Annotated in this window: 22 protein-coding genes and 1 pseudogene; 14 read left to right on the top strand and 9 right to left on the bottom strand. The window is 74.7% G+C overall.

The window, feature by feature from the left end:
• Positions 1-15: 15 nt before the first annotated feature.
• Together OU787_RS33510 and OU787_RS33505 are read left to right on the top strand one after the other, a co-directional pair.
• Positions 16-1,530 (top strand): glycoside hydrolase family 43 protein, encoded by a 1,515-nt coding sequence (locus tag OU787_RS33510; RefSeq protein WP_268661670.1) that lies wholly within the window; start codon positions 16-18, stop codon positions 1,528-1,530.
• 388 nt (positions 1,531-1,918) lie between these two features.
• Complete coding sequence (locus tag OU787_RS33505; RefSeq protein ID WP_268661669.1) at positions 1,919-2,614, top strand: VC0807 family protein; 696 nt, start codon at positions 1,919-1,921, stop codon at positions 2,612-2,614.
• A 160-nt stretch (positions 2,615-2,774) separates the two neighbouring features.
• On the opposite strand, the gene tpg is transcribed toward OU787_RS33505, so the two are convergent.
• The gene (gene tpg / locus OU787_RS33500) at positions 2,775-3,317 is read right to left on the bottom strand and encodes a telomere-protecting terminal protein Tpg (RefSeq protein ID WP_030460225.1); all 543 of its coding nucleotides are present in this window, start codon (positions 3,315-3,317) and stop codon (positions 2,775-2,777) included.
• A gap of 61 nt (positions 3,318-3,378) precedes the next feature.
• Entirely contained in the window at positions 3,379-5,727 is a 2,349-nt protein-coding gene (gene tap, locus OU787_RS33495) for a telomere-associated protein Tap (RefSeq protein WP_268661668.1), read from the bottom strand.
• A gap of 468 nt (positions 5,728-6,195) precedes the next feature.
• Between tap and OU787_RS33490 the strand changes: the two genes are divergently transcribed.
• Positions 6,196-6,753: a hypothetical protein gene (locus OU787_RS33490; RefSeq protein WP_268661667.1), complete on the top strand. Its 558-nt coding sequence runs from the start codon at positions 6,196-6,198 to the stop codon at positions 6,751-6,753.
• Between the two features lie 222 nt (positions 6,754-6,975).
• On the opposite strand, the gene OU787_RS33485 is transcribed toward OU787_RS33490, so the two are convergent.
• Positions 6,976-7,326, bottom strand: a complete 351-nt coding sequence (locus OU787_RS33485) for a 5-carboxymethyl-2-hydroxymuconate Delta-isomerase (protein WP_268661666.1) — start codon at positions 7,324-7,326, stop codon at positions 6,976-6,978.
• Between the two features lie 111 nt (positions 7,327-7,437).
• Between OU787_RS33485 and OU787_RS34705 the strand changes: the two genes are divergently transcribed.
• From OU787_RS34705 to OU787_RS33470, 3 genes are all read left to right on the top strand, one after another.
• Entirely contained in the window at positions 7,438-8,466 is a 1,029-nt protein-coding gene (locus OU787_RS34705) for an SCO2583/SCO2584 N-terminal domain-containing protein (RefSeq protein WP_327059448.1), read from the top strand.
• Positions 8,467-8,731: 265 nt separating this feature from the next.
• Entirely contained in the window at positions 8,732-9,556 is an 825-nt protein-coding gene (locus OU787_RS33475) for an ABC transporter ATP-binding protein (RefSeq protein WP_268661665.1), read from the top strand.
• Positions 9,557-9,623: 67 nt separating this feature from the next.
• A complete protein-coding gene (locus OU787_RS33470; protein WP_268661664.1) occupies positions 9,624-12,194 on the top strand; it encodes an FtsX-like permease family protein in 2,571 nt (856 codons plus the stop codon).
• Positions 12,195-12,426: 232 nt separating this feature from the next.
• Here OU787_RS33470 and OU787_RS33465 read toward each other — a convergent pair whose 3' ends face one another.
• From OU787_RS33465 to OU787_RS33455, 3 genes are all read right to left on the bottom strand, one after another.
• Positions 12,427-13,794, bottom strand: a complete 1,368-nt coding sequence (locus OU787_RS33465; RefSeq protein ID WP_268661663.1) for an oxygenase MpaB family protein — start codon at positions 13,792-13,794, stop codon at positions 12,427-12,429.
• 410 nt (positions 13,795-14,204) lie between these two features.
• A complete protein-coding gene (locus tag OU787_RS33460; protein ID WP_268661662.1) occupies positions 14,205-15,056 on the bottom strand; it encodes a DUF4253 domain-containing protein in 852 nt (283 codons plus the stop codon).
• A gap of 119 nt (positions 15,057-15,175) precedes the next feature.
• The gene (locus tag OU787_RS33455; protein ID WP_268661661.1) at positions 15,176-15,958 is read right to left on the bottom strand and encodes a GNAT family N-acetyltransferase; all 783 of its coding nucleotides are present in this window, start codon (positions 15,956-15,958) and stop codon (positions 15,176-15,178) included.
• Between the two features lie 343 nt (positions 15,959-16,301).
• On the opposite strand from OU787_RS33455, the gene OU787_RS33450 reads away from it, so the two are divergent.
• A complete protein-coding gene (locus OU787_RS33450) occupies positions 16,302-17,348 on the top strand; it encodes a C40 family peptidase (protein ID WP_030461170.1) in 1,047 nt (348 codons plus the stop codon).
• A gap of 98 nt (positions 17,349-17,446) precedes the next feature.
• On the opposite strand, the gene OU787_RS33445 is transcribed toward OU787_RS33450, so the two are convergent.
• Positions 17,447-18,292: an EamA family transporter gene (locus tag OU787_RS33445; RefSeq protein ID WP_442788663.1), complete on the bottom strand. Its 846-nt coding sequence runs from the start codon at positions 18,290-18,292 to the stop codon at positions 17,447-17,449.
• A gap of 222 nt (positions 18,293-18,514) precedes the next feature.
• Here OU787_RS33445 and OU787_RS33440 point away from each other — a divergent pair, with 222 nt between their 5' ends.
• From OU787_RS33440 to metX, 3 genes and pseudogenes are all read left to right on the top strand, one after another.
• Entirely contained in the window at positions 18,515-19,399 is an 885-nt protein-coding gene (locus OU787_RS33440; protein ID WP_268661659.1) for a LysR family transcriptional regulator, read from the top strand.
• 322 nt (positions 19,400-19,721) lie between these two features.
• Complete coding sequence (locus OU787_RS33435) at positions 19,722-21,041, top strand: bifunctional o-acetylhomoserine/o-acetylserine sulfhydrylase (RefSeq protein WP_268661658.1); 1,320 nt, start codon at positions 19,722-19,724, stop codon at positions 21,039-21,041.
• Positions 21,038-22,194, top strand: a pseudogene (gene metX / locus OU787_RS33430) (homoserine O-acetyltransferase MetX). The gene OU787_RS33435 and the pseudogene metX overlap by 4 nt, the downstream one beginning before the upstream one ends.
• Positions 22,195-22,212: 18 nt before the next feature.
• On the opposite strand, the gene OU787_RS33425 reads toward metX, so the two are convergent.
• Positions 22,213-22,635, bottom strand: coding sequence for a DUF350 domain-containing protein (locus OU787_RS33425; protein WP_030461175.1), 423 nt, complete (start codon positions 22,633-22,635; stop codon positions 22,213-22,215).
• Positions 22,636-22,791: 156 nt separating this feature from the next.
• Between OU787_RS33425 and OU787_RS33420 the strand changes: the two genes are divergently transcribed.
• A complete protein-coding gene (locus OU787_RS33420; RefSeq protein WP_063759654.1) occupies positions 22,792-23,133 on the top strand; it encodes a hypothetical protein in 342 nt (113 codons plus the stop codon).
• A 5-nt stretch (positions 23,134-23,138) separates the two neighbouring features.
• Complete coding sequence (locus OU787_RS33415) at positions 23,139-24,368, top strand: glutathionylspermidine synthase family protein (RefSeq protein WP_268661657.1); 1,230 nt, start codon at positions 23,139-23,141, stop codon at positions 24,366-24,368.
• Positions 24,369-24,451: 83 nt separating this feature from the next.
• On the opposite strand, the gene OU787_RS33410 is transcribed toward OU787_RS33415, so the two are convergent.
• Entirely contained in the window at positions 24,452-24,724 is a 273-nt protein-coding gene (locus OU787_RS33410; RefSeq protein ID WP_030461178.1) for a hypothetical protein, read from the bottom strand.
• Positions 24,725-24,978: 254 nt separating this feature from the next.
• Here OU787_RS33410 and OU787_RS33405 point away from each other — a divergent pair, with 254 nt between their 5' ends.
• Positions 24,979-25,137, top strand: coding sequence for a hypothetical protein (locus OU787_RS33405; RefSeq protein WP_157852411.1), 159 nt, complete (start codon positions 24,979-24,981; stop codon positions 25,135-25,137).
• 14 nt (positions 25,138-25,151) lie between these two features.
• On the top strand, positions 25,152-25,406 hold the full coding sequence (locus OU787_RS33400) for a hypothetical protein (RefSeq protein WP_268661656.1): 255 nt from the start codon (positions 25,152-25,154) through the stop codon (positions 25,404-25,406).
• Positions 25,407-25,420 lie beyond the last annotated feature (14 nt).

Raw genomic sequence — 25,420 nt, 5'->3', positions numbered from 1 at the left:
GAAAGGACCCGCCCCGTGCGGACGTACGACAACCCCGTGATCCCCGGGTTCCACCCCGACCCGAGCGTCTGCCGGGTCGGCGACGACTACTACCTGGTGTGCTCCAGCTTCGAGTACGTCCCCGGGCTGCCGCTCTTCCACAGCCGGGACCTGGTGCACTGGCGCCAGCTCGGCAACGTGCTCGACCGCCCCGGGCAGCTGCCGCTGCCGCTGCCCGGCAGCACCGCCTCGCGCGGCCTGTACGCGCCGACGATCCGTCACCACGACGGCCGGTTCCGGGTGATCTGCACCAACGTCACCACCGGCGGCAACTTCGTCGTGACCGCCGAGCGCCCCGAGGGCCCCTGGTCGGACCCGGTCTGGATCGACCTCCCCGGGATCGACCCGGACCTGGCCTGGGAGGAGGACGGCACCTGCTGGGCCGCCTCCACCGCCCCCGGCATCCACCTCTCCCGGATCGACCCGGACACCGGCGAGGTGCTGGAGGGGCCCTTCCCCACCTGGTCGGGCACCGGCCTCAAGTGGCCCGAGGCCCCGCACCTGTACCGGATCGGCGACTGGTGGTACCTGCTGATCGCCGAGGGCGGCACCGAACGCGGCCACGCCGTCTCGATCGCCCGCGCCCGCTCCCCGCGCGGCCCCTGGGAGGGCGCCCCCGCCAACCCCGTGCTCTCCGCGAGCGGCACCGACCGGCCGGTCCAGAGCACCGGCCACGGCGACCTGGTCACCGCGCCCGACGGCAGCTGGTGGATGGTGCTGCTCGGCACCCGGCCGCGCGGCTTCTCCCCCAACTACCACGTCCTCGGCCGGGAGACCTTCCTCACCCCCGTGACCTGGGACGAGGACGGCTGGCCCGTCGTCGCGCCGGTGGCCGAGCGGCACCCCGCCCCCGGCGCCTGGCACCCCTTCCCCGACCCGCCCGTCCGCGACGACTTCGACTCCCCCGTGCTCGCCCCGCACTGGATCTCCCCGCACGCCCGCCCCGACGGCTCCTGGTCGCTGACCGATCCCCCCGGCCGGCTCTCCCTCACCGCCACCGGCCCCACCCTCGACCGCCCCGGCCACACCTTCGTCGGCCGCCGCCAGCAGCACCACGACTGCCGCGCCTCCGCCCGGATCGACCCCGGCACCGGCCGGGGCGGCCTGAGCGTGCGCCTGGACGAGGCCCACCACTACGACCTGGAGGCCGGTGCGGGCGAGGTCCGCGTCGTCGCCCGGATCGGCCCGCTGCGGCAGACCCTGGCCCGCCGCCCGGTACCGCCCGGCCCGCTCACCCTGACCGTGACCGTCCGCACCACCGACCTGGTGCCCCCGTCCCCCGAACTCGCCGGCACCGAGCCCTTCGGCCCCGACACCGTCGCCTGCTGGCTCGGCGACCCCGACGCCCCCGGCGCCCGGCCGCTCGCCGAACTGGACGGCCGCTACCTCTCCACCGAGGTCGCCGCCGGCTTCACCGGACGCGTCATCGGCATGTACGCCACCGAGGGCACCGTCGCCTTCGACTGGTTCGACTACCTCCCGACCCCGTAGCCCGCCGGACCGCCCGCCACCCCGGCCACGGCCGGCGCCGCACGCCCGCGCCGCACACCCCCTCCTCAGCCCGCGACCCCGAACCGGTACTCCGGCCGGCCACCGGGCCGGGAGCGCGTGCCGGTGCGACGGAGCACTTCGGTCGGCGGGTTGAGCGTCGGCGGGACAAGGTCCTGCTGCGGTCGGCTCGGCAACCCAGCCGCACCGCCCGCGCATCCTCGAACGGCAAGGGCGCGGTCGCCGGTTCAGCTGCCGTCCAGCGCGGAATCACCCTGGAGCCGGCGGCCAACGCCGCAGTCACACGGATGGCGCGGCCGCCTCGCCCCGGGCGCGGGCGGCCGTGTCCGGGAGCTCACCGGCCCGGCCCCCCTCACCACGGGAGAACGCCATGACCAGGCACGACGTGCCGGCGGTGACGACCTCCGAGACGCCGCCGCGGCCGAGCGGGCGACGTCTGCTGCTCGGTGTCGTCCGGGACATCGCGGTACCGATCGCGTTGTACTACGGTCTGCGCGCCGCCGGCGTCAGCGTCTTCGTCGCGCTGCTGGCCGGTGCCTTCCTCCCGGCGCTCACCACAGCGGTGCAGTGGCTGCGCACCCGCAGCCTGGAGGGCATGGCGGGATTCGTCGCCGGGACCATGCTGCTCGGCGTCGCAGCCGCGCTGGTCGGCGGCAGCCCCCGGTTCCTGCTGGCCAAGGACGGTTGGCTGACCGGCGTGGCCGGGCTCTGGTTCCTGATCTCGATCAGGGCCGAACGCCCGCTGCTCTTCCACGGCGGCCGCCCCCTGTTGGAGGGACGGTTCCGATCCGACGGCACGTCCTGGGACGTGCTGTGGGAACGCGAGCCGGCCTTCCGGCGGATCTGGCGGGTCTCGACTGCGATCTGGGGCGTGGCGATGCTGCTCGACGCCGTCGTGCGGGTCGTGATGGCCTACACCCTGCCGGTGGACGCGGTCCCCGGTCTCGGAGCGCTGCTCTGGCCGGTCACGCTGGTGCTGCTGCAACTGGTCAACGGCGTCTACTACGAGGTGGCCGGCCTCTGGCGGCTGACCGCCGGCACGACCACGCGCTCACCGCAGGGTTGAGCGCCTGCCTGCGGTGCTTCAGCCGCATCGGGCAACTCGCCGCAGGCGCCGGCACCGAACGCCCGACTGCCGACGCCCGACCCGCCGAGCACGACGCCCACCCGCCGACCGGAACGCCCAGTCCCAGGAGGTGTCCCCGGCCGTTCCGGGCCCGACGGCGTCAGATCTCCAGTTCCAGCCAGCCGAGGTCGTTGATCTCGGCGGTGAGGCCCTCGGCGCGGCGGCCGCGGTCCTTGAAGTAGTGCTCCTGGAGCGCCCCGGCCAGGATCCGTTCCTGCTCGCTCTCACCGGCCCCGGCGTCGCGGGCGGCGTACAGCTCGCGGGCGACGTCGCCGGGCAGGTGCTGGGTGATCAGGCGCTCGCGCGGGTCGTCGGTGGAGCCGCCGGCCGCGGTGTAGCCGAAGCGGGCCTGGATGTGCAGCATGAAGCCCTGCTCCTCGGCCCGGCGGCGGACCCGGCGGCGCACCCCCGGCTGCCAGCTGGCCCGGACCCGCTCCTCGATCCGCCGGGCTGCGTCCGGCTTGGGGCTGATGCTGCCCTTGAGCCAGCGCTGCACGGTGCGCTGGGAGACGCCGAGCTCGTCGGCGACCGCCCGGGTGGAACCCTTGGCCCGCTTGACCAGGTACCGGACCCGGGCGGGCACCGTGTGCGGGATCGGCCGGGTCCGCTCGGCCCGTTCGAGTCCTTCGTCGATCTCCCCCACGGGGCGTCACTTCTCCTCGCTGCTGCTGGTGGGTACGGGAACCGTCCCGCTGCCGGACGGGTCACTCGTCGGCGGAGACCAGTCCGCCGGTCTTGATGTGGCGGGCCGGGTTGGCGCCGTCGGCGAGCAGTTCGCGGATCTCGGCGATCGGCCGGCTGCCCTCGAACTTGACGTGCCCGGGCGAGACGCCGAGCCGCAGCGCGGTGCTGACGCCGCCGTCGGGGCGGCGCAGCACGTCCAGCGCCGAGGGGCCGGGGGCGGCGAAGACCGCGCAGTCGGAGAGCACGGCGAGCGGCGGGGTGCCGAGCTCGGCGTGCAGCCGGGCGAGTTTGCGGTGCAGGTTGACGGTGGCGGTGTCGATCACCAGGGCGCGCACCAGCGGGTCCCAGGTGGGGCGGTCGAGGGCGGACCAGCGCTGGCCGGGGCGGTAGCCGAGGCCGCGGGGGCGCTCGCGGAACTTGCCGATGGTGCCCTTGGCGGTCTGCTTGATCGCGCCGAGCACGGCCAGTTCGGCCGGGTCGCCGTCGCCGAGCGCGGCCATCGCGTCCAGGAACGCCGCCGGGTCGCGGTCGGCGAGGTCGGCCGGGACGCCGAGCGCGGCCATGGTGTCCAGGTAGGCCTGCCGCAGCCGCTTGTGCCACGGGTCGAGGTACGGGCCGGACTCGTGGCGCAGCCAGCCCTCGCTGGGGCGGACGTCCGCGCCGAGTTCGACGGCGTAGGCGAGTTTGGCGGTGCTGTACCAGGCGGGGCCGGTGGGCGCGCTGCCGTCGGCGGTGAACGGGTTGGGCAGCAGCGGGTCGAGGGCGAGTCCGCTGAGGTCGGCGCGCCAACTGCCGGGCGTCTTCTTGTCGAAGGCCGGGTTCAGCTCGTGCACGGGTTCGGAGAGCGGGACGTTGAGCCGCCCGGCGGCCGCGAGGAAGGCCATGTTGACGTCGAGTCCGACGGCGAACGGCGCGGCGGCCTCCCGGTCGGTGAGCGGGCGGTGCCAGTCCCAGGCCTCGGTGACCAGGACGGCGTCGTCCTCGCGCTCGGCGGCCAGCGGGTGCTCGTCGGGGACCTCGGGCGGCGCGGCGTCGAACACCCGGTGCCGGGAGCCCTCCACCGGCCCGGACGTCCAGCCGCTGCCGGTGCGCACCGGGCGGGTCGGCGGGCGCAGCGCGGTGACGAGTTCCAGCCCGGAGACGGCGGTGGAGCCGCGCGGGGTGTGCACCCGGCGGGCGTACGTGCCGAGCAGGCGGGCGAGTTCGGGCGCGGCAAGGCCGTCCGGGAGCTTCCAGCCTGCGCCGTCCAGCGCGCCCCACGGCAGCACGCACAGCTGCACGCACTGCCGGCGGCCAGCCTCGGGTTCGCGGTAGATCCGGGCCCAGGGGCCGAACCCGCGCCGGGTGAGCTGCCAGCCGTCCTTGGCCAGCGCCTTGACCTGCTTGTGGGTGTCGGGCAGGCGGCCGATCCGGGCGACGTACTGGGTCTTCTCGTCGCGTCCGGCGGGCGGCAGGCCGAGCTCGGTGGCCGCGGCGTCGGTCAGCACCAGCAGCGGGTCGCCGTCCTTGCCGTACCGGTGCAGCCGGGCCGAGCCGAACCGGGCCCGCAGCGCCCACTCCAGCAGCTCGGCCACCCCGCGCCCGGCCGGCCGCTCCCCGGGCGCCTCCGCACCGTCCGCCCCGTACGCGACCAGCCCGCGCCCGTCCGCCGCCACGTCGACCACGGCCAGCGGCCCGGCCGGGAACCGCGCGGCGGCCGCCTGCTCCCAGTCCTCCGCCTCCACGGCCCGCCGCCCCTTCCCACCCCGCGCCTCAGCACCCCGCGCCCTCGCCCGCACGGGCACCGACTTCGGTTCCGGCTTCGGCTCCGGCTCCGGAGCCGCCACGGGCGCGGCCGTGGCCGTACGGGGCACAGCTAGCGGCTCGGGCAGGGCCCCCGGCACCGGCGCCGGCGGACGGCAGAAACCACCGAGGTGCATGGGCCGTCCCTGCGCCCGGTACACCGACGGCTGCCCGCACTGCACGCACGGCGCGGCCACGGCCATCACCAGCGAACCGTCCGGATGCTGATCCAGCATCACCGCCTGCGGCACGCCCCCCTCGGCAACCGCCCCACCCCCCGACTCCTCCGCCTCTCCCGCCCGCTCTCCCTCTTCCTCCGACTCCTCTTCTTCCTCCGCCACCAACTGCGCGGCGATCCCCTCCAGCAGGCGCGCGTACGCGGCCCGGCCCTCGCCCTGCGGGTCGCGGCGGCCCTGCTCCCAGGCGGTGAGCGTGCTCGCGCTGATGCCGAGGGCCTGCGCGGTCTCGGTCTTCCCCAGCCCGTACGCCACCCGCAGGCGTTCGCGTTCGGCCGGTTCGGGCAGCGGGACGACCCGCCGGGGGCCGGATCCGAGCAGGGCACCGATGGCGTCCGGAGTACCGGTCACCTCACGCCTCCTTCGCCCGCGGAGCGCCGGTCGAACCGACTCCGCTCCCGTACCGCACTGCCGGGCGGGGGCCACACATCGCGCCGCTACACCTCTTCTTGCATCCTGCCGAACGTCGAACTCCCGCCCAACATAGACACGCCCCGACCAGCGGCACAAGCAAGCCCGCCCACAAGCCGCTCCCGCCCACCCCCGGCCCCGACCACCCGCACCGGAAACACCCCGCCCCCGGCCCCGCTTCCGTCCCCGTCTTCCCCCGGATCTTCCCCCAGCCCCGCTCCGGGGCCGGATCCGAGCCCCCTCACTGCGGAGCGTTCGTCTGTTCGTCGGGTGAAATCCGCGGCACCAGCGCGACACTTCAACACCAAATCGTGACGCTGAGTATCGAAGGCCGCCGCCCGAGTGACGGTCCGTCATGAAAGGGTGGCGCTCGCGTGCCCGGTCCGTGCGGGTCTCGTTGGGTGGGGCATGGAAAAGATGATCACTTGTGCCTCCGCCGGACTGCTGCTCCTGGCCGCTGCCGCCGTCCCCGCGGGCGCGGTCACCGCCCAGCGCTCCGGCGCCCACCTGCTGCGCGGGCACGGCGTCGCGGCCTGCCCGAGCGACGCGTTCTGCCTCTACGAGCGCGAGGACTACAACGGCCAGGAGAACGGCCGGATCTGGGTGTTCCAGCAGGAGAAGGGCGGCGCCGGCACCCCGCGGCTGGACCTGGTCCGCACCGGGACGCTCGGCTTCGGCCGCTCCGCGGTGGCCAACGACAAGCGCTTCGCCACCATCCGGCTCTCTCCCAACCCCTGCTCCACGGTGCACAATCCGGCCCGCGACTGGGAGTACCTGATCTTCCTCCCGGACAGCGGCTACCCGGACCGCACCGCGCGCGTCCCCGACCTGAGCAAGGCGAAGGGCATCCACCACACCGCGCGGGAGGTGGACGAACAGGGCCGCCAGGTGGTCTCCGGACGCACCCTCGACCTGGACAACCGGGCCCGCTGCCTCCTGTTCGACGAGTCCACACCCGGCCTGTAGCACCCGGCCCGCAACACCCGGCCGACCCACTGCCCCACCCGCCCCGGCCCCGCCGCCACCCTCGCACCACCCGGCGGGCACCGCCCCCTCCCCCTCCCAGATTCCCCGCGTCTCCCGACCGAGCTGAAACGATTCTCCCCGGTCGGGAGACACCAACCGCAGTCTCCCCTCGCCGCCCTCGTTATCTCCCAGAGCTCCCGGACCTCCCGGACCTCCCGACCGTCACTGCCCGGAGTGCTGCACGAACACGTAGGTCTCCCGGTCGAGTTCGGTGACCTCCACGCAGAACGCGGCGGGCACCCGGACGTACGCGCGCAGCAGCTCCGTCACCCGGGCGGAGAGCGTGCTGCGGACCTCGACGCTGCGACCGGCCAGGATCTTGATCTCCACCAGCACCACGGCCTCCGTCGAGGCACCGTCACCGACCAGGTGCTGCGCGGCCGGGCGCACCAGCGTCTTGCAGTCCTCCACCCGGGTGTTGACGACCTGGGGAATCAACTGGTGGACCTCCTTGGCGAAGCCCGTGACGTCGAAGTCCAGGCCCGGCGAGTGGTCGATCAGGATCTGCGGCACAGCGGTCGTCCTCCCCGGACGGCGAACTGCACCAGGGCCTTCCCGGATCTGCCGCGTCCGTGATCCAGAACATAGTCCCGCGGCGACACCCCCGGCGGGCATACTGGCGCAATGCCCGACCGCCGCCCGCCCGATGCCGTGGAACCCCCGGACCCGTTCGAAGGTCTGGTCCTGGACGAGGAGTTCATCCGCTCCGCCACCGTGAGCGAGCCGTCCGCCCGGACCAGGATGCTCACCGAGCGCTGGCGCCGCGAACCCCCGGTCGACCCGGGCGGCCGCCGCTGGTCCGCCGACGGCCCGGCCCGCACCCGTCGTGCCCGCCGCACCCGGTCCGGGCGGCCCGGACGGCCGGACCGGTTCGGCCACCGGTTCCGCGCGCTGAGCCGGGGCGAACGGTGGACGGCCGTGCTCGGCGCGCTGATCGTCCTGCTGGTGGTCGGCGGGCTGCTGTTCGGCCCCAACCGGGCGCACACCCCGCAACTCGCCTCCTCGGGCGCCCGGGCGGCCAGCCCCCGTCCCACCGGCGACCAGGCGCTCCCCGACGGCGGGACGTTCGCCGGCAGCAAGTGCGGGCAGCACGGCTACCACCGCTTCCCGGCAGCCGCCGACGCGCTCCCCACCGAGAAGTCCACCGGCCCCTGGCTGCGCTTCACCTCCTACGGCTACCAGCGGCTGGACGCCACCCGGCCCGGCGAGTTCGTGTTCGACCTGGAACTCGGCTCCGGCTCGGCCACCCCGCTGGCGCTCTCCGCGCCCCTGGGCAGCGCGGGCATCGCGGTCGAGATCGAGGGCCCGAACGGGGTGGTGGCCGCCGCCTACGGGCTGCCCACCACGGTGAACGGCGCCACCCACACCCCCGACGGCCGGGGCTGGCTGATCACCGACAGCGGCACGACCGCCCACGTGGTGCTGCCGACCGCGGCACTCTGCCCCGGCATCGACGCAACCGCCGTGGCCACCGGCCTCTCCCCCCGGGTCGACGGCAGCCAGAGCATCACCGGCCCCGCCCCCTACACCCTCACCGTCTCGGCAGCCGACCCCGAGATCGCCGAACTGCGCCGCCCCCTGGGCACCCAACCGGGCGGCGAGGTACTGGCCGCCACCAACCAACTGCCCCAGCCGGTTGCGAAACCGGTCTGACCCCACGCCAGCCGTCCCCTCCCCCCGCCTTCCCAACGACCGGCCGCCCTCCGGCAGGGCCGGCCGCTCTACCTGGAACCTGAAATCGGCTGCCCCACCGGGAACCAAAACCCCCTCCGGGGGCTGGCTGCCCGATGGGGGTGGGGATAGCCCCACCCCGAAGTCTCCTGTCGCCTTCATGGTGGGTGACCTGGGAGTTTCCTAGCGTTGACAGTGCCTCCGGAGCGCGTACACCGGGGGCGCCGTCTCCGAGGAAGGCTCCACCATGTCGCCCCGCCTGCGCCGTTTCACCTCCGGCCGGCCCGTCCCGTCCGCCGCCCCCGGGTCCGCCCGACCCGCCGCCGCTCCGCCCGCCGTGGAGCTACGTGCGGTGCGCCGCAGCTACGGGCACGGCGCCGGCGCGGTGCACGCCCTCGGCGGCGTCGACCTGGTGCTCCCGAAGGGCACCTTCACGGCCGTGATGGGGCCGTCCGGCTCCGGCAAGAGCACCTTCCTGCAGTGCGCGGCGGGCCTCGACCGGCCGGACGCGGGCCAGGTCCTGCTCGCGGGACAGGAGATCAGCTCGCTGGGCGAGGACCGGCTGACCAAGCTGCGGCGCACCCGGATCGGCTTCGTCTTCCAGTCCTTCAACCTGCTGCCGTCGCTGACGGTCCTGCAGAACGTGCTGCTGCCGCAACGCCTGGCCGGCCGGCGGCAGGACCGCGCCCGGGCCCACGAACTGCTGGCCCGGGTCGGCCTGGGCGAGCACGCCTCGCGCCGTCCCGGACAGCTCTCCGGCGGCCAGCAGCAGCGCGTCGCGCTGGCCCGGGCGCTGGTCACCAGCCCCGACGTGATCTTCGCGGACGAGCCGACCGGCGCGCTCGACACCCGCAGCGCCCACGAGGTGCTCGGCCTCCTGCGGGACGCGGTGGACGGCCTGGGCGCGACGGTCGTGATGGTCACGCACGACCCGGTGGCCGCCTCCTTCGCCGACCGCGTGGTCTTCCTGGCCGGCGGGACCTTCTCCGGTGAACTCCACCACCCCGATCCGCGCACCGTCGCCGACCGCATGCTCACCCTCTCCGGCACCCCCTCGGCGGCCGCCGCATGACCCGCCCCGGCCCCGGCCCCGAGATCGCCACCCCCTCTCCCCGCACTCTTCCCACGGAGCCGACCGCATGAGCAACGGACTGGCCCGCGCCGCCGTGCGCTTCCGTCCCGCGTCCTTCGCGGGAACGTTCCTCGCCCTCCTGTTCGCGTCCGCCATCGTGACGGCCTGCGGCGTCCTGCTCCAGACCGGCCTGACCGCGAGCGTGCAGCCCTCCCGGTACGCCGACGTACCGGTCGTGGTCGCGGCCGACCAGCAGGTGGAGCTGACCGTCAAACGCGGCGAGGACCGTGAGACCATCACCCAGCCACTGCCCGAACGGGCCCGCCTGGACGCGGGATTGACCGCCACCGTGGCTGCCCTGCCGGGCGTCGCCCAGGCCCTGCCGGATTCCTCCTTCCCCGTCTCGACCACCACCGCCCCCGCCACCCCTCCCTCCTCTGCTCCTGCCCCTTCCTCTTCCATCAATGGACCCGGGCTCACCGGCCGAGGCTGGAGCGCGCTGGGCATCGGTCCGGGCGAACGGCTGACCGAGGGCCGCGCGCCCGCCGACGGCGAACTGGTGCTGGACAGCGCCAGCGCCCAGGCCGCCCACCTCTCCCCCGGTGGCACCCTCACGCTCACCACCCCCACCGGCAGTGCCTCCTACCGGATCTCCGGCCTGGCCGAGGCCCAGCCCGGCTCGCCCACCGCCTGGTTCTCCGACCGCACCGCGGACCGGATCTCCGGGCACCCGGGCCGGATCGACGCGGTCGCGGTACGGCCCGCCGCCGGTACCGACTCGCGGGTCCTGGCGGACGAGTTGCGCCACGCACTGGACGGGCAGGCGCAGGTGTCGACCGGCCAGCAGCGCGGCACGGTCGAGCAGCCGATCCTGCACGAGGCCAAGGCGATGCTGACGGCGCTCGGCGCGTCCTTCGGCGGAGTGGCCACCATGACGGCGGTGTTCGTGGTGGTCAGCACGGTCGCGCTGGCGACCGGCCAGCGGGCCCGCGAGTTCGCGCTGCTGCGCACCATCGGGGCGACGCCCCGGCAGATCCGCCGGTCGATCGCCGCGGAGGCGGTGCTGGTGGCACCGTTGGCCGCCGCGATCGGTGTGCTGCCCGGGCTGGCGCTGGCCCGCTGGTGGTTCGGCGAACTGGTGGCACGCGGCGCGGTGCCGTCGGACGTGAAGCTCGGGGTCGGCCCGCTGCCGGTGCTGGCCGCCGTCGTGGCGTGCACGGTGACGGCGCTGGCGGCCGGCTGGTTCGCGGCCCGGCGCAGCGCCCGGATGCGGCCCGCCCAGGCGCTGGGCGAGGCGAACACCGGTCCGGGCCGTCCCGGCCGGGCCCGGACGGTGACGGGCGCGGTGTTCACGGCCGGCGCGGTGGCGTTCGCCGTCGTCGCGGCCAACCTGACGGGGGCGACCGCGGCGAACACCGCGCTGGGCGTGGTGCTGTGCTTCCTGGTCGCGGTGGCGCTGCTCGGCCCCTGGCTGGTGCGGGGCGCGGTGGGCCTGCTCGGGGTGCTGCTGCGGGCGGGCGGCGCGCCGGCCTCGCTGGCGGCGGACAACGCCCGGGCCTCCTCCCGCCGGCTGGCCTCGGCGACCGTGCCGATCGTGATGGTGACGGCGTTCTGCGGGACGCTGGTGTTCCTCCAGTCGAGTCTGCAGCACACTGCGGCCGAACACGTCCGCCAGGGCCTGACGGCTGATCAGGTGGTGACGGCGCAGGCCGGACGGCCGGGCCTGCCCGCGGGCACGGTGGAGCGGGCCGGGCAGGTTCCCGGTGTGTCGGCGGCGGTCGGGCTGCGGCCGACCGGGCTGGTGTACCAGCAGTCCGACATGCTGGCCACCGCCACCGCGCTGGGTGTGGACGGCGATCCGGCGGCCCTCCCGGCGGTGCTGGACCTGGGCGTCCGCTCAGGTTCACTGGCCGACCTGTCCCGTTCCCCGGACACGGTCGCGCTGGACGCCACGCTCGCCGACAGCCTCGGCGTCCGGGTCGGCCAGCGGGCTCCGCTCTGGCTCGGCGACGGCACCAAGACCGAGCCGACGGTGGTCGCCACCTACAGCCGTGGTCTGGGCCTGGGCGAGGCACTGCTCCCGGGCGCCACCGTCGCCGCGCACAGCAGTTCCGCGTACCCGGCCCAACTGCTGGTCGCGGAGGCCCCCGGCGCGGACCGGGCGGCCACGGCCCGGGCCCTCGCCGAACTCGCCCCCGGCCAGCTGTCGGTGACGGACCGCCAGGGCTACGCGGCGCAGGCCGACCGCCAGCGCGAGCTGAGCGGCTGGGCGAACAACGTGATGGCGGCCGTGCTGGCGGGCTTCGCGGCGCTGACCGCCGCCAACACCCTGGTGATGACGGTGCTGGACCGCCGCCGCGAGATCGCCCTGCTGCGGCTGGCCGGCACCACCCGCCGCCAGATCCGCGCGATGCTCCGCTGGGAGGCCCTGCTGATCGCCGTGATCGGTCTGGCCACCGGCGCCGCCATCGCCTGGACGACACTCACCCCGATCACCCGCGCCCTCACCTCCTCCACTCCGCACATCCCCCTGGGCACGGCCCTCCCACTCGCCGCCGGAGCAGCTCTCCTCTGCCTCGCTGCCACCGCCCTCCCGGGCCGTGCACTGCTCCGCTCCCGCCCCACCGCCACCCGCTGACCCCCACCCTCCTTCCCCCCCCCTGCACGGGCCGCCTCCCCCTCCCGGGGCAGGCGGCCCTGGCGCGAGCGCTCACCAGACGAGTTCAGCCCGCCTCTCGCCCTCTCCCACTCCCCCCCGCGTGCACTGTTCAGTTGTCAAGGAACTGCCCCCCGCGGTCTCAGGGCCCGCCCTCAGTCCGCACCAGGCCCGGCATCAAGGCGAGGCGAGGCAGAGGCAGGTGTCCGGTCCCTCATGGTCGGCCCAGCAGTTGAGTGCCGGCGACGCTCTCCGTTCGGGCGGTGAAGAACTCGGTGAATCCCCTCACGAACTCCTCCTCGGTGATCTGGCCGTCCCCGTCGGTGTCCAGTTGTCGGAAGCCGTGGGTCAGTTCGGCGGGATGGACCCGGGAGCCGCCGAACAGGGTGCGGTACTCCTCGGCGTCCAGCAGGCCGCTGTGGTCGAGGTCAGCGGCGTGGAACATGGCGCGGACGGCGACGTGCAGGCCCCGGGCCAGGTAGTCCGGGTCCCGTTCGGTGCCGGCGAGCATCGTGGTGACGAACTCCTCGCAGGAGATCTCGCCGTCGCCGTCACCGTCCATGGTGGCCAGCAGGTGGTGCCACCAGGTGTCGAAGGCGGCGTACACGGCGGACTCACCGGCCTGGTCGAGTTCCAGCGGCCAGCAGATGTTGTGCGCCATCGCCTCGAAGTCTGCCGAGGTCAGCTGCCCGTCCCCGGTCTGGTCCATCACCTGGCGGTAGAACGCGGCCATCCGCGCCGGCCGGTTGTCCCGGCGCGGTGTCCGCACCGGGCGCGGTGCGTCGGCCTGCCGTGGTCGGGCCCGACCGCCGTCCGGCAGGGTCCGGTAGCGCAGCCGGTCCGGCAGTTGCACCGCCACCGCCCGGGCGCCGTGGTGGACGATCCAGGAGAGCGCGGCCGCGCCCCGACTGCGCCGCAGGCCGAACTTGACGCGGAACTCGGGTGGCAGGTCCGCCAGGGTGAGCGCGGTCAGGAAGCGGGCGACGAGTCGGCGCAGCAGCGGCCAGGCGGGGCGCAGTCGGCCGAGGCGGCGCGGGGCCGGTGCGCGGGTCAGGACGGTGTACAGCATGTCCTGGGCCGCTTCGGTGAACTCGAGGGTGTCCCGGATGGTGGTGCGGATGTACCCGGGCACGTCGGCGGCGGTGGGCGGGAACAGTTCGTCGGGGAGTTCGAACGCGGCGCAGACCGTGCGGAACTCCCGGTAGAGCCGGTCCAGTTGGGCGGGGCGCAGCGGGCGTCCGGCGAGCGCCTGGAGTGCGGTCATCGCCTCGTAGAGCGTCACCAGCACCCAGACCCGGACGGCGGGGTCGAGCGCGGTGTAGGGGCGGCCCCGGCCGTCGACCCCGGCGATTCGGCGGTGGCTCCGTTCGAGTCGTTGGATCTCCCGGTGCAGGGCGTCCCGGTCGGAGAAGAACAGGCGGCGTCCGCTGTCCATGGTGTGTTCGATCCGCCGCCACGGGTGGCTGCGGTAGGTGGACAGTTGGCTGACCCCGGCGGCGACCGCCGGGTGCGCGTTCTGCAGGACCAGCAGCCGCCAGGCGACCAGCGCGATCCGCTGCTCGCCCAGGGTGCGGCGGAGCATCGAGTCGCTTCCCGGCCGTTCCGCTCCCCGCCCTTTCGTTTCCCGTCCTCCCCTTCCCCGCCGTCCCATTCCCCTTCCCCGCCGTCCCGATTCCGGGCGGCGACGCCCGGGCAGCCACGCAGTGCCCCTCGTGGCCGCGCTCGCCGTGCCACTGTTCGTTCCGGTCGTTTCCGTCATGGTCTGCTCCCCCCTGGGCACTTCGGCCCGGTCCGTACCACTCCGTCCCTGTCTCGTCGGCAACCCTAAAAGCCTCAAGGACGGGAACTCGGCACTGCGGAAGCCAAACCACCCCCCGGGGCGAATCTTCGTGCGATTCTTCGCTCGCGCGAGTGGAGCGCGATCAACCAGAATTGACGTTCCCCGGGGAGAGTTCGAGGAGAAACCGGGAGGACCTCCTCACCGGATGCCCGTCAGTCCCACCAGAAGGACCACTGCTCGGCCCCGATCAGTCCGGGCGCGTACGCGGTGAGCGTGCCCGCGCCCTGGAAGATGTTGTCGGGGCAGAACGCGAGGTGCTCGGCGGCGACCCGGAGCGCGGTCTCCTCGTCGCGGGGCGGGGCGGCCACGCTCAACTCCAGCTCCGCGAAGCCGACCTGGACCAGCCGGGTGCCGTAGCGGCGCTCCCAGTCCAGCAGGACGGCGGACACCTTGGCGATGTCGTCCTCGTGGTTGACCGGGCCCGACCAGCCGCAGGCGGTCAGCGCCTCGGCCCCGCTCCCTGCCGCGACCAGGCCGATCCGCAGCTGCGGGTTGCCCGCGAGCAGTTCCCGGGCGAGTGCCCGGGCCGCTCCGTCGGGGTCGCCCGCGTACGCGGCGGCGGGCGCGGTGCCCGGCCAGCCGGTGAGGAACGGGGCGACGGACCGGCCGAGTTCGGCGGCCTCCTCCGGGTCGAACGGGTCCCCCTCGGAGTCCACGGTCGTGGAGTACTCCCAACCGGTGCGCAGCAGCGCGGCCGGGTCGTACCAGTCGGGTTCGCTGGCCGAGTCGGTGTCGAGTTCGCCCGTCGCCCAGGGCCGGAACTCCTCGTCCCCCGCCCGGAGCGGCGCGAGCAGCAGCGGCCACAGCCCGCTGCGCGGATGCCCGCGGTGCAGTTCCTCCCACAGCCCGAGCGGGGCGGGCCCGTCGCTCAGCCAGAGCACGGGAGTCATCTCCTCCCCGTGGCGGCGGGGGCCGACCAGCCTTCCGGCGGGCAGCAGTCCGGCCACGGCGCTCGGTTCCCCGCTGGGCAGCAGCCGGCGCAGGTCGTGCTCGACATCGGTCATGCGAACACGCTAGCGACTCGAGGCGACACTCTCCGCCACCACGCCCGGACCGCCGAGCGCCACCCGCCGCCGCTCCCCCTCCGGCCCTCCCGCCGACCCTCCCGCCACCGCCGGGCCCCTCAGCACCCCGTCGCCGCCTCGTCGGCCCCGCGCTGCGCCGCCGCGCCCAGGGACCGGTGCTCGAAGCCGAGCCGCCGGTAGAGCCCGATCGCCGACGCGTTCCAGTCGTCCACCATCAGCGCCGCGTGCGGCGAGCGTCCGAGGATCCCGCCGAGCACCAAGGTGCAGGCGGCCGCCGCGTGCCCGCGTCCGCGCCCGTGCACGGGATCGCTGACGACACCGGCGAGCAGGCCGACCGCCGGGGCGGGCCAGGCGTCGGCGGCGAGCGCCGTGAGCCGTCCCGCCGCGTCGCGGACGCCCGCCCAGGCCCGGACGCCCGGCCGGTGCGGGTGGGCGTGCGAGGCCGGGAAGTGACGGTCGATCAGCTCCGCGGCCTCGTCCAGTTCGCCGGGGGCCAGCCAGTGCGCGACGCCCGTCCCGCCGCCGAGCGGTGGAAGACCGGTCGCGGCGCGCTGCATCCACCCGAACCGCCCGCGCGACTCCAGGCCGTCGCGGCGGGCGCAGAGTTCTACGAGCAGGTCGGCGTCGCCGAACGGCCGGTAGCTCGGGCCGACCAGCGCCGTCACTGCGTCCAGCAGCGGCAGCAGTTCCGCGACGGGCCCGCGGACGGCGATCCGGTCGCGCCCGGAGAGCGCGGGCGAGGCGACGGCGACGGCCCGGCCCGAGCCCAGGCCGGAGGCCCAAGCGCGGACGCCGTCCGCGAAGCCCTGGGCGGCCCAGAGCAGCACGCTGTCGTCGTCGGTGGCGGTACGGAGTTGCCCCTCCGTAGTCAGTTCGAACACGGATCCATTCTGCGCCGCACCGCCCCCGCCCCTTCCCCGACCCCGCCACCCCGCCACCCCGCCACCCCACCGGGCTCGCCCGCCCTGCCCGATCCAGTCCGAAACCCACCCAATAGGCTGCAAACCCATCAGCCATGCCACATGTGACACCTCACCGACCCCCTTCCCCCGCCCCGTTGTCAGGCTGACGTACAGTCAGCCACTCCTCCCCGTTGCCGGGTTCGGGAGCGGAGGGGAGTGGACGCGGGGCCCGCTTTTGATTACGGTCTGGCGTCGAACCTATCTTCGGACGATCACTCGAATGAATGAGTCCGACCGGAAGAACCGGAAGAAGGAACCTCGGATGGCCTCCCACCGCCGCCCCAAGCAGCCGAGCCGAGCCCGGGTGACCGTGCTCACCGGTGCCGCCGCGACCGTGGTCGCCCTGTCGGCCCAGGTCGGTGCGCACGCGGCGCCCGCGCAGCCGTCCAAGGACGAGGTGAAGGCCCAGGTCGACAAGCTCTCCGAGGAGATGGAGCAGGCCACCGAGAAGTACAACGGGGCCAAGGAGCGGGCCGACCAGCTGCGCCAGCAGGCGGGCCAGCTGCAGGACCAGGTGGCCCGCAGCCAGGAGCAGCTGACCGAACTGGCCTCGGGACTGGCGGAGGTGGCGGGCGACGAGTACCGGCAGGGCGGCGTCGACCCGTCGATGCAGCTGATGCTCTCCACCGACCCGGACCAGTACCTCTCCAAGGCGTCCTCCTTCAACCAGGCCGCCAGCACCCAGAGCGAGGTCCTCAAGGCGCTCAAGGACCAGCAGCGCCGGCTGGACCAGCAGAAGCAGGAGACCTCGACGGTCCTGGCCGAACTGGACGGCGAGACCAAGACGCTGAACGACACCAAGAACGAGGTGCAGTCCAAGCTCGCCGAGTCGCGGCGGCTGCTCAACCAGCTCAGCGCCGCCGACCGCGAGGCGATCCTCGCCGACAACGGCGGCACCGCCTCGCGCGGCTCCGACCGGGTGGACCTCTCCTCCCTGCCGAAGGCCTCCAGCGGCGCCGCCCAGCTCGCCGTGGACACCGCGCTCGCCCAGCGGGGCAAGCCGTACGTCTGGGGCGCCGAGGGGCCGAACAGCTTCGACTGCTCCGGGCTCATGGTGTACGCGTACGCGAAGGCCGGCATCGCGCTGCCGCGCACCTCCCAGGAACAGGCGGGCGTGGGCAGCAGCGTGGGCCGCGACTGGCACAACGCCCAGCCCGGCGACCTGGTGATCTACAACGTGCACGGCGCCCAGGACCACGTCGCCATGTACATCGGCAACGGCACGGTGGTGCACGCCCCGAAGCCCGGCGCCCCGGTCCGCACCATGGCGGTCGACGCCCTGACCATCAGCACCATCCGCCGGGTCTGACGGCCCCGCCGCACCCACCGACGCACCACGGCCGCCCCGGTTCCGGGGCGGCCGTTCGCAACTGACGGGGCATCACCGGCCCCCGACCGCACGCCGCGTCAGCCCCGGCCGCCCGCTCGGCCCCGGCCGCCCGCTCGCCGTTCGGGCAGCTGTCCGGCCACGATCGACGCCAGCGCCAGCGCGAAGCCCAGCAGCTGCACCGGCCCGAGCGTCTGGTCCAGCAGCAGCGCGCCGAGCACCGCGGCGACCAGCGGCGACAGCAGGCCCAGCACCGCGACGTTGGTGACCGGGAGGCTGCCGATGCCCTGGAACCAGAGGGCGTACGTGAGCAGCCCGCCGACCAGGCCGAGCCACAGGTAGCCGAGCACGGCCTGCCCGTCGACCGCCGGGGGCGCGCCCTCGAACAGGAAGGTGGCGGGCAGCAGGAACAGGCCGCCGGCGGTGAGCTGCCAGCCGGTCAGTGCGAGCGGGCTGACGCCCTCGGGCCGGCCCCAGCGCTTGGTGAGCGTGACGCCGAGGGCCATGGTGGCGGCGCCGCCCAGCCCGGCGGCCACGCCGACGGCGTCCAGCGCCGCGCTCGGGCCGATCACTACCAGTCCGACGCCGACCACGCCCACCAGCCCCCAGCCCAGCCGCCGGCCGGAGAGCCGCTGGCGCAGCACCAGGACGGCGAGCAGGGCGACGATCATCGGCTGGACGGCGCCGAGGGTGGCGGCGGCGCCGCCGGGGAGGCGTTCGGCGGCGGTGAACAGCAGCGGCAGGAACAGTCCGATGTTCAGCACCCCGAGCACGGCGGCCCTGCCCCACCAACTGCCGCGCGGCAGCGTCCGGGTGACGGCCAGGGCGATCAGCCCGGCGGGCAGGGCGCGCAGCAGGGAGGCGAACATCGGGTGGCCGGGGGGCAGCAGTTCGGTGGTGACCACGTAGGTGGTGCCCCACACCATCGGGGCGAGCGCGGTGAGTGCGGTGCGGGGCAGCGTGCCGAGCGCGCGGCCGCCGCGGGACGGCCCGGCGGCCGGAGCGGTGGTCGGGGTGGTGGTGCTCGGGACGATGGTCGGGGTGGTGGTGCCGGGGTTCGCTCTCATGGGCAGCAGTCTGGCCCCGGCCCGATCGATGAGTCCAACACATGTTTGTCAGCCAATCGATCTCGATCCATGATGGATCGCATGGAACTCCAGCAGGTGCGCTACGTCCTCGCGGTGGCCGAGACGCTGAACTTCACCCGGGCCGCCGAGCGCTGCCTGGTCGTGCAGTCGGCGCTCAGCCACCAGATCGCCCGGCTCGAACAGGAGCTGGGCGCCCGCCTGTTCGAGCGCACCAGCCGCCGGGTCCGGCTGACCGCCGCCGGGGAGGCCTTCCTGCCGGCCGCCCGGCAGTGCCTGGAGGCGGCGGAGCGGGCCGCCGCCGAGGTCGCGGCGGCGGTCGGCGAGGTGCGCGGGCGGCTGGCGGTGGGCCTGATCTCGACCGTCACCGCGGTGGACATCCCGGTGGGCCTGCGCGAGTTCCGCGGCCGGCACCCGCAGGTGCGGATCGGCCTGCGGGTGGGCGCCAGCAAGAACCTGGTCGAACAGGTCCGCGAGGGCGAGCTGGACGTGGCCTTCCTCGGGCTGCCGACCACCTTCCGGCCCGAGGGGGTCACGGCCCGCGAGCTCGCCCGCGGCCGGCTGGTCGCCGCCGTCGCGCCGGACCACCCGCTGGCCTCCCGGGGGCGGGTGCCGCTGCGCGAGCTGGCCGCCGAGCCCTTCGTCGACCTCCCGTCGGGCACCGCGGGGCGGGCCCAGACCGATCTGGCGTTCGCCGCCGCGGGGCTGGTGCGCGACGTGGCCTTCGAGGTCGACGAGGCGTCCTACATCCCGCGCCTGGTCGGGCCGGGCCTGGCGGTGGCGATGCTGCCCGCTGCGTACGTCCCGCGGCTGACCGGCATCGCGGTCGTCGAGGTCACGGACGCGCCGGTCCGGATCGAGACGGTGGTCTGGCCGCGCACCGGTCCCACCCCGGCGACGGCGGCGTTCCTGGCCCTGCTCGGCATCCCGGGCACCGCCCCGGCCTGAGCGCCCCGCCGCCCGCCCGACCCGATCCCGAGCTGCCGGTTCCCCTCAAATCCCTTGGTCGGATGATCAGATGATGTCCCGTCAGGTCTCCGGGACATTGCGCCCCGTGTCGTCCCGTTTCCGCTTCCGCGATCCGCTGGCGGGGCGTTCGCGGCCTGTGCTTACCTGACGCCGTGACCGTCCGGCAGCGCCGCCGCGCCGCCGGTACGGCAGGCACCCCGGCCGCGCAGACCCGCCGGCGGTGCCCTCCTCCCCGCCCTCCCGCGTCCGAGCGACGGCTCCGCCGTGCCCGCGTCGCGCCCGTGATCCGTACAGGAGCAGCATGTCCGAGCAGAGCCCCGAGGCCGTTCCCGGCTGGTCGTTCGAGACCCGGCAGATCCACGCGGGCGCGCAGCCCGACCCGGCGACCGGGGCGCGGGCGGTGCCGATCTACCAGACCACCTCGTTCGCCTTCCGGGACACCGCGCACGCCGCGGACCTGTTCGCGCTCGCCGAGCCGGGCAACATCTACACCCGCATCCACAACCCGACCACCGACGTGCTGGAGCAGCGCCTGGCCTCGCTGGAGGGCGGCGTGGCGGCGGTCGCGCTGGCCTCCGGGCAGGCCGCCGAGACGCTGGCGCTGCTGACGCTGGCCCAGGCCGGCGACCACCTGGTGTCCTCGGCCTCGCTGTACGGCGGCACCTACAACCTGCTGCGGCACACCCTGCCCCGGTTCGGCGTCGAGGTGAGCTTCGTCGAGGACCCGGACGACCTGGAGGCGTGGCGGGCGGCGATCCGCCCGAACACCAAGGCGCTGTTCGCGGAGTCGCTGGGCAACCCGCGCGGCAACGTGCTGGACGTGCGCGGGGCCGCGGACGTCGCGCACGCCGCCGGAGTGCCGCTGATCGTCGACAACACCGTGCCGACCCCGTACCTGCTGCGGCCGCTGGAGCACGGCGCGGACGTCGTGGTGCACTCGGCGACCAAGTTCCTCGGCGGGCACGGCACCACCATCGGCGGCGTGGTCGTGGACGGCGGCAGCTTCGACTTCGGCGCCGACCCCGAGCGCTTCCCCGGCTTCAACGAGCCCGACCCGAGCTACCACGGCCTGCGCTTCTGGGACGCCCTCGGCCCGGGCGCGTTCGCCGCCAAGCTCCGGGTCCAACTGCTGCGCGACCTCGGCCCCGCGCTCTCCCCGCACTCGGCCTTCCTGCTGCTACAGGGCGTGGAGACGCTGTCGCTGCGGCTGGAGCGGCACACCGCGAACGCCCTGGAGCTGGCCCGCTGGCTGGAGCAGCGCGACGAGGTCGCGGCCGTCCACTACCCGGGGCTGCCCTCCAGCCGCTGGTACGGGGCGGCGCAGCGCTACCTGCCGCGCGGCGCGGGCGCGGTGCTCTCCTTCGAGCTGCGCGACGGCATCGAGGCGGGGCGGCGGTTCGTGGACGGGCTGGAGCTGTTCAGCCACCTCGCCAACATCGGGGACGTGCGCAGCCTGGTGATCCACCCGGCCTCCACCACGCACAGCCAGTTGGACGCCGAGCAGTTGACGGCCACCGGGGCGGCGCCGGGCCTGGTGCGCCTGTCGGTCGGGCTGGAGAGCGTCACGGACCTGCGGGCCGACCTGGAGGCCGGTTTCCGCTCGGCGAAGGGCGCGTCCTGAACGGCCCGCCGCTGCCCGCCGTCCCGCCGCCGTCCTCCGGGGCGTGGCGGGACGGCGACCCGGCCGGGGGCGGCGCTGGTTCGCGCTGCCCGGGCCGCTCGCCCTGGAGGCGGGCGGCGCCCTGCCGGGGGCCCGGCTGGCGTACCAGACCTGGGGCTCCCCGCGCCCGGACGGCTCCAACGCGGTGCTGGTGCTGCACGCCCTGACCGGGGACAGCCACCTCACCGGGCCGGCCGCCCCCGGGCACCCCACGGCCGGCTGGTGGACGGAACTGGTCGGGCCGGGCCGGGCGTTGGACACCGACCACTGGTTCGTGGTCGCGCCGAACGTGCTCGGCGGCTGCCAGGGCTCCACCGGCCCGTCCTCGACCGCGCCGGACGGCCGGCCCTGGGGCAGCCGGTTCCCGTTCCTGACCCAGCGCGACCAGGTCGCCGCCGAAGTGCGGCTCGCGGACGCGCTCGGCATCGACCGCTGGGCGCTGGTGGTCGGCGGGTCGATGGGCGGGATGCGCGCGCTGGAGTGGGCGGTGGCGCACCCGCGGCGGGTCGGGGCGCTGCTGGTGCTGGCCACCGCGGCGGCGGCCTCCGCCGAGCAGATCGCGCACGCCTCGGCGCAGTTGCACGCGATCCGCACGGACCCGGGGTGGCGCGGCGGCGACTACCACCACCTGCCGCCGGGCGGCGGCCCGCACCGGGGCCTGGGCCTGGCCCGCCGCCTGGCCCAGATCACCTACCGCAGCGAGCCCGAGCTCGCGGCCCGCTTCGGCCGGGCCGCGCAGCACGGCGAACACCCCTGGCGGGGCGGGCGGTTCGCGGTCGAGTCGTACCTCGACCACCACGCCGCGAAGCTCGCCCACCGCTTCGACGCGGGCAGCTACGTGGTCCTCAACGAGGCCATGAACGCGCACGACCTGGGGCGCGGCCGGGGCGGTACGGCGGCGGCGCTGCGCCGGGCCGCCGTTCCGGCGCTGGTCGCCGCGGTCGACTCCGACCGGCTGTACCCGCCCGCCCAGCAGGCCGAACTGGCCGCGCTGCTGCCGGACGCCGACGCGCTGCGGACGCTCTCCTCGCCGCACGGCCACGACGGGTTCCTGCTGGAGGCCGGGCAGGTCGCGCCGCTGTTCGCCGAACTGCTGCCGGCCGCCCGCCGCTGACCCGGCCCCTGCGGATGCTCAGGCGATCGAGGCGGCCACGATCGCGGCGGCGGCCAGGTTGCAGCTGGCCGACACCCACACCGCCGGGTGCGGCTCGGTGGAGACCAGGATCGCGCCGAGCCGCCCGGGGGTGAGCAGGTCCAGCAGCCAGAACGCGAGCGCCATCAGCAGCAGGCCCAGGACGCCGAAGCAGAGCGTGGACAGCAGGCCCTTGCCGAAGTCGTCGTAGGTGTACCGGATCGCGGTGTACACGATGCCGCCGACGCCGAGCAGCGCGGAGCTGAGCAGCACGGCCGCGTTGCGGTTGCCGTCGGCCCAGATCAGCCGGCCCAGCTTGCCGGGGGTGAGCACGTCGATCAGCAGGTAGCCGAGCAGCAGCAGGACCAGGCCCACCAGGCCGTAGACGGCGGCCGCGCCGAGGCCGTGGAGTATGTCGTTCATCTGCGGGGGCTCCCCGGAGGTCGGGCGGCCGCCCGGGCCGCCTCGTGGTCAAGGATCGGCAAAAGATATCCCACGGATGCCCCACGCCTCTGGTGTCCCGTCAGTTTTCCGGGGTACCTCGCCTATCATCCGGCAGCACGCGTACGATGATCCGCCATGACCTCGCCGCCGCCTTCCTCCACCACCGGGCCCGACCGGCCGGCCCCCGGTGCCCGCCGCCGTTCCGGCTTCGTCGCCCTGGGCATGGTCGGCACCCTGGCCCTGACCCTGGCGGGCTGCTCCTCGTCCACCAAGACCCCCAGCCGCTGCGTCGACCCGGGCACCCTCAAGGTCCTCGACGCGCACTCCTGCTCGGCGGGCGGCTCGGGCGCGGGCCAGTGGTACTACTGCGGCTCCGGCAGCACCACCGCGAGCGGCGGCACCTTCAGCAAGGCCGCCGCCAAGCGCGGCGGCTTCGGCTGCCCCAAGGGCAGCAGCAGCGGCTCGGGCGGGGGCTGATCCGGTTGCGCCGCCACACCATCGCCCCGCGCCCCGACTGGCTGGCCACCGTCGAGTCCCAGGGCCTCGTGTACGCGATGTGCTCCGACCCGTGCAACCAGGGCGGCCCGCACGCCTACTGGGACGAGAGCGCCTACTACGAGTTCTCGCTGCCCGAGGTCGAGGCGCTGGAGGAGGTCGTCGAGGAGCTCCACGAACTCTCCCTCGCCGCCGCCGAGCACGTGGTGCGCACCGGCCGCTTCGCCGACTTCGGCATCACCGACCCGCGACTGGCCGCCGTGGTCGCCGAGTCCTGGCGCCGCCGCGCCGAACAGCCCAGCGTGTACGGCCGCTTCGACCTCGCCTACGACGGCACCGGACCGGCCAAGCTCTTCGAGTACAACGCCGACACCCCGACCTCGCTGATCGAGGCCGCCGGACCGCAGTGGTTCTGGCTGGAGGACCGCTTCCCCGGGGCCGACCAGTGGAACTCCCTGCACGAGCGGCTGGTCGAGTCCTGGTCCGACCAGAAGCACCTGCTGCCGCCCGGCCCCGTCCACTTCGCCCACTCCCGCGGCGACACCGAGGGCGAGGACTGGCTCACCACCCTCTACCTGCAGGAATGTGCCGAACAGGCCGGTCTGCAGACCGTCGGCATCGCCATGGAGGACATCGGCTGGGACGAGATGTCCGGCCGCTTCGTCGACCTGGAGCACCGCTTCATCCGCTCCGCGTTCAAGCTCTACCCCTGGGAGTGGCTCGTCTACGACGAGTTCGCCGACCACCTGCTGAACGTCATCGACCTCGGCGGCGGCACCGGCTCCACCCTGTGGATCGAGCCCGCCTGGAAGATGCTGCTCTCCAACAAGGCCCTGCTGGCCGTGCTGTGGGAGCTCAACCCCGGCCACCCCAACCTGCTGCCCGCCTACCTCGACGGCCCGCGCGAACTCGCCGACCCCGACGGCCCCGGCTACGCCGCCAAGCCGCTGCTCGGCCGGGAGGGCGCCGGCATCCGCATCGTCGAACCCGACGGCAGCCAGACCCGGCTCGCCGACTGGGCCGGCGACCCCGACCGCTACGGCGCCGAAGGCTACTGCTACCAGCAGTACCACCCGCTCCCCGACTTCGACGGCAACCGCCCCGTCCTCGGCACCTGGGTCGTCGACGGCGAATCCGCCGGCCTCGGCATCCGCGAGACCGACGACAGCCCCATCACCCACCAGGGCGCCCGCTTCCTCCCCCACCTCATCCGCTGACCCCGCCCGCTCCCTGACCTCCGGCCCGCTCCCTGACCCCCCGTCAGGGAGCGGCGCCTCCCCCGCTCACCCTTCCTCCCCGCTCAGTCGTCCGCCCCGCCCGGACGGTCGCCGCACGACCGCTGCGCCGGAATCCGCACGGCCCCGGTCCCCTCGGCCGTCCCGCCTCCGGCCCTCCCGCCGTCGACCGCCTCCGGCAGCGGGTACCTGGGGGTGATCCGCGCCAGCGAGGCCAGCCGGGCACGGCTGGTCTGCCGCTCCACCGTCCCCCGGCAGCGGGCCCGGTCGGCGGCCGGCACGTCCGGGGCGGTGAAGTGCTCGGCGGCGTAACGTCGGAAGAGTTCACGGCGGGTCATCGAAACCTCCTGGGCGGCCGGGGGCCGGCGGGCAGCCGTCATCGGGAACACTCCAAGCAAAGCCCCGCCCTCCCGGCCCGAACAATGCGTATCCCCTACCCAACCTCCGCCCCGAACCCTGGGTATCCCCCGCTCCTTCCCGGCCACTACCCACCGTTCGCCCACCGCGATGGGTACCACTACGCATTGATCACCGCGCTCAACTCCCGCTTAGCTGGTAGCCGTTCCCTCCCACCCTCGCCCCGGAGGTCCGGATGACCCGCCGCGAACGCTTCCGCCTGTACGCCAGCGAGCACTTCACCGTCCTCGCCGACCAGCCCGCGTCCCCCCGGCGCCGCGGCACCGTCGAACGCCAGACCCGCCGCGCCACCCTCTCCCGGCTCGCCCGCCTCCCCCACCATCCCCGCCCCTGACTCCGGCGACCACCATGACCCTCACCGCCTCCCTCGCCCTCCCGACCTCACGGTTCCGCTCGGCGGCCGACCTCCCGCTCTGGCTGGTCACCATGCCCACCACCAGCCCCACCGGCACCCGCGGCGAACAGACCTTCGCCGTCCGTGCCCCCACCTGCACGGAGGCACTCACCGCAGCCACCACCACCGCCCACACCCACCCGGCCCTCCGCCACCGCCGCGGCGCCCGCATCGACACCACCGGTGCCCGCGCCACCCTCCACCACTGACCTCCCGTCACCAC

The organism is Kitasatospora sp. YST-16 (genome assembly GCF_026802215.1).
Classification (GTDB): Bacteria; Actinomycetota; Actinomycetes; order Streptomycetales; family Streptomycetaceae; genus Kitasatospora; species Kitasatospora cineracea.
Note: the sequence above shows the minus strand (reverse complement) of the source record. Positions and strands in the feature narration are given on the sequence as shown.

Bases quoted from the DNA above. Each gene is read 5' to 3' on its own strand.
- OU787_RS33505 (WP_268661669.1), top strand. From the start codon at position 1,919: ATGACCAGGCACGACGTGCCGGCGGTGACGACCTCCGAGACGCCGCCG.
- OU787_RS33490 (WP_268661667.1), top strand. From the start codon at position 6,196: ATGGAAAAGATGATCACTTGTGCCTCCGCCGGACTGCTGCTCCTGGCC.
- OU787_RS34705 (WP_327059448.1), top strand. From the start codon at position 7,438: ATGCCCGACCGCCGCCCGCCCGATGCCGTGGAACCCCCGGACCCGTTC.
- OU787_RS33475 (WP_268661665.1), top strand. From the start codon at position 8,732: ATGTCGCCCCGCCTGCGCCGTTTCACCTCCGGCCGGCCCGTCCCGTCC.
- OU787_RS33470 (WP_268661664.1), top strand. From the start codon at position 9,624: ATGAGCAACGGACTGGCCCGCGCCGCCGTGCGCTTCCGTCCCGCGTCC.
- OU787_RS33465 (WP_268661663.1), bottom strand. From the start codon at position 13,794: ATGCTCCGCCGCACCCTGGGCGAGCAGCGGATCGCGCTGGTCGCCTGG.
- OU787_RS33460 (WP_268661662.1), bottom strand. From the start codon at position 15,056: ATGACCGATGTCGAGCACGACCTGCGCCGGCTGCTGCCCAGCGGGGAA.
- OU787_RS33450 (WP_030461170.1), top strand. From the start codon at position 16,302: ATGGCCTCCCACCGCCGCCCCAAGCAGCCGAGCCGAGCCCGGGTGACC.
- OU787_RS33445 (WP_442788663.1), bottom strand. From the start codon at position 18,292: ATGGTGTGGGGCACCACCTACGTGGTCACCACCGAACTGCTGCCCCCC.
- OU787_RS33440 (WP_268661659.1), top strand. From the start codon at position 18,515: ATGGAACTCCAGCAGGTGCGCTACGTCCTCGCGGTGGCCGAGACGCTG.
- OU787_RS33435 (WP_268661658.1), top strand. From the start codon at position 19,722: ATGTCCGAGCAGAGCCCCGAGGCCGTTCCCGGCTGGTCGTTCGAGACC.
- OU787_RS33425 (WP_030461175.1), bottom strand. From the start codon at position 22,635: ATGAACGACATACTCCACGGCCTCGGCGCGGCCGCCGTCTACGGCCTG.
- OU787_RS33420 (WP_063759654.1), top strand. From the start codon at position 22,792: ATGACCTCGCCGCCGCCTTCCTCCACCACCGGGCCCGACCGGCCGGCC.
- OU787_RS33410 (WP_030461178.1), bottom strand. From the start codon at position 24,724: ATGACCCGCCGTGAACTCTTCCGACGTTACGCCGCCGAGCACTTCACC.
- OU787_RS33405 (WP_157852411.1), top strand. From the start codon at position 24,979: ATGACCCGCCGCGAACGCTTCCGCCTGTACGCCAGCGAGCACTTCACC.
- OU787_RS33400 (WP_268661656.1), top strand. From the start codon at position 25,152: ATGACCCTCACCGCCTCCCTCGCCCTCCCGACCTCACGGTTCCGCTCG.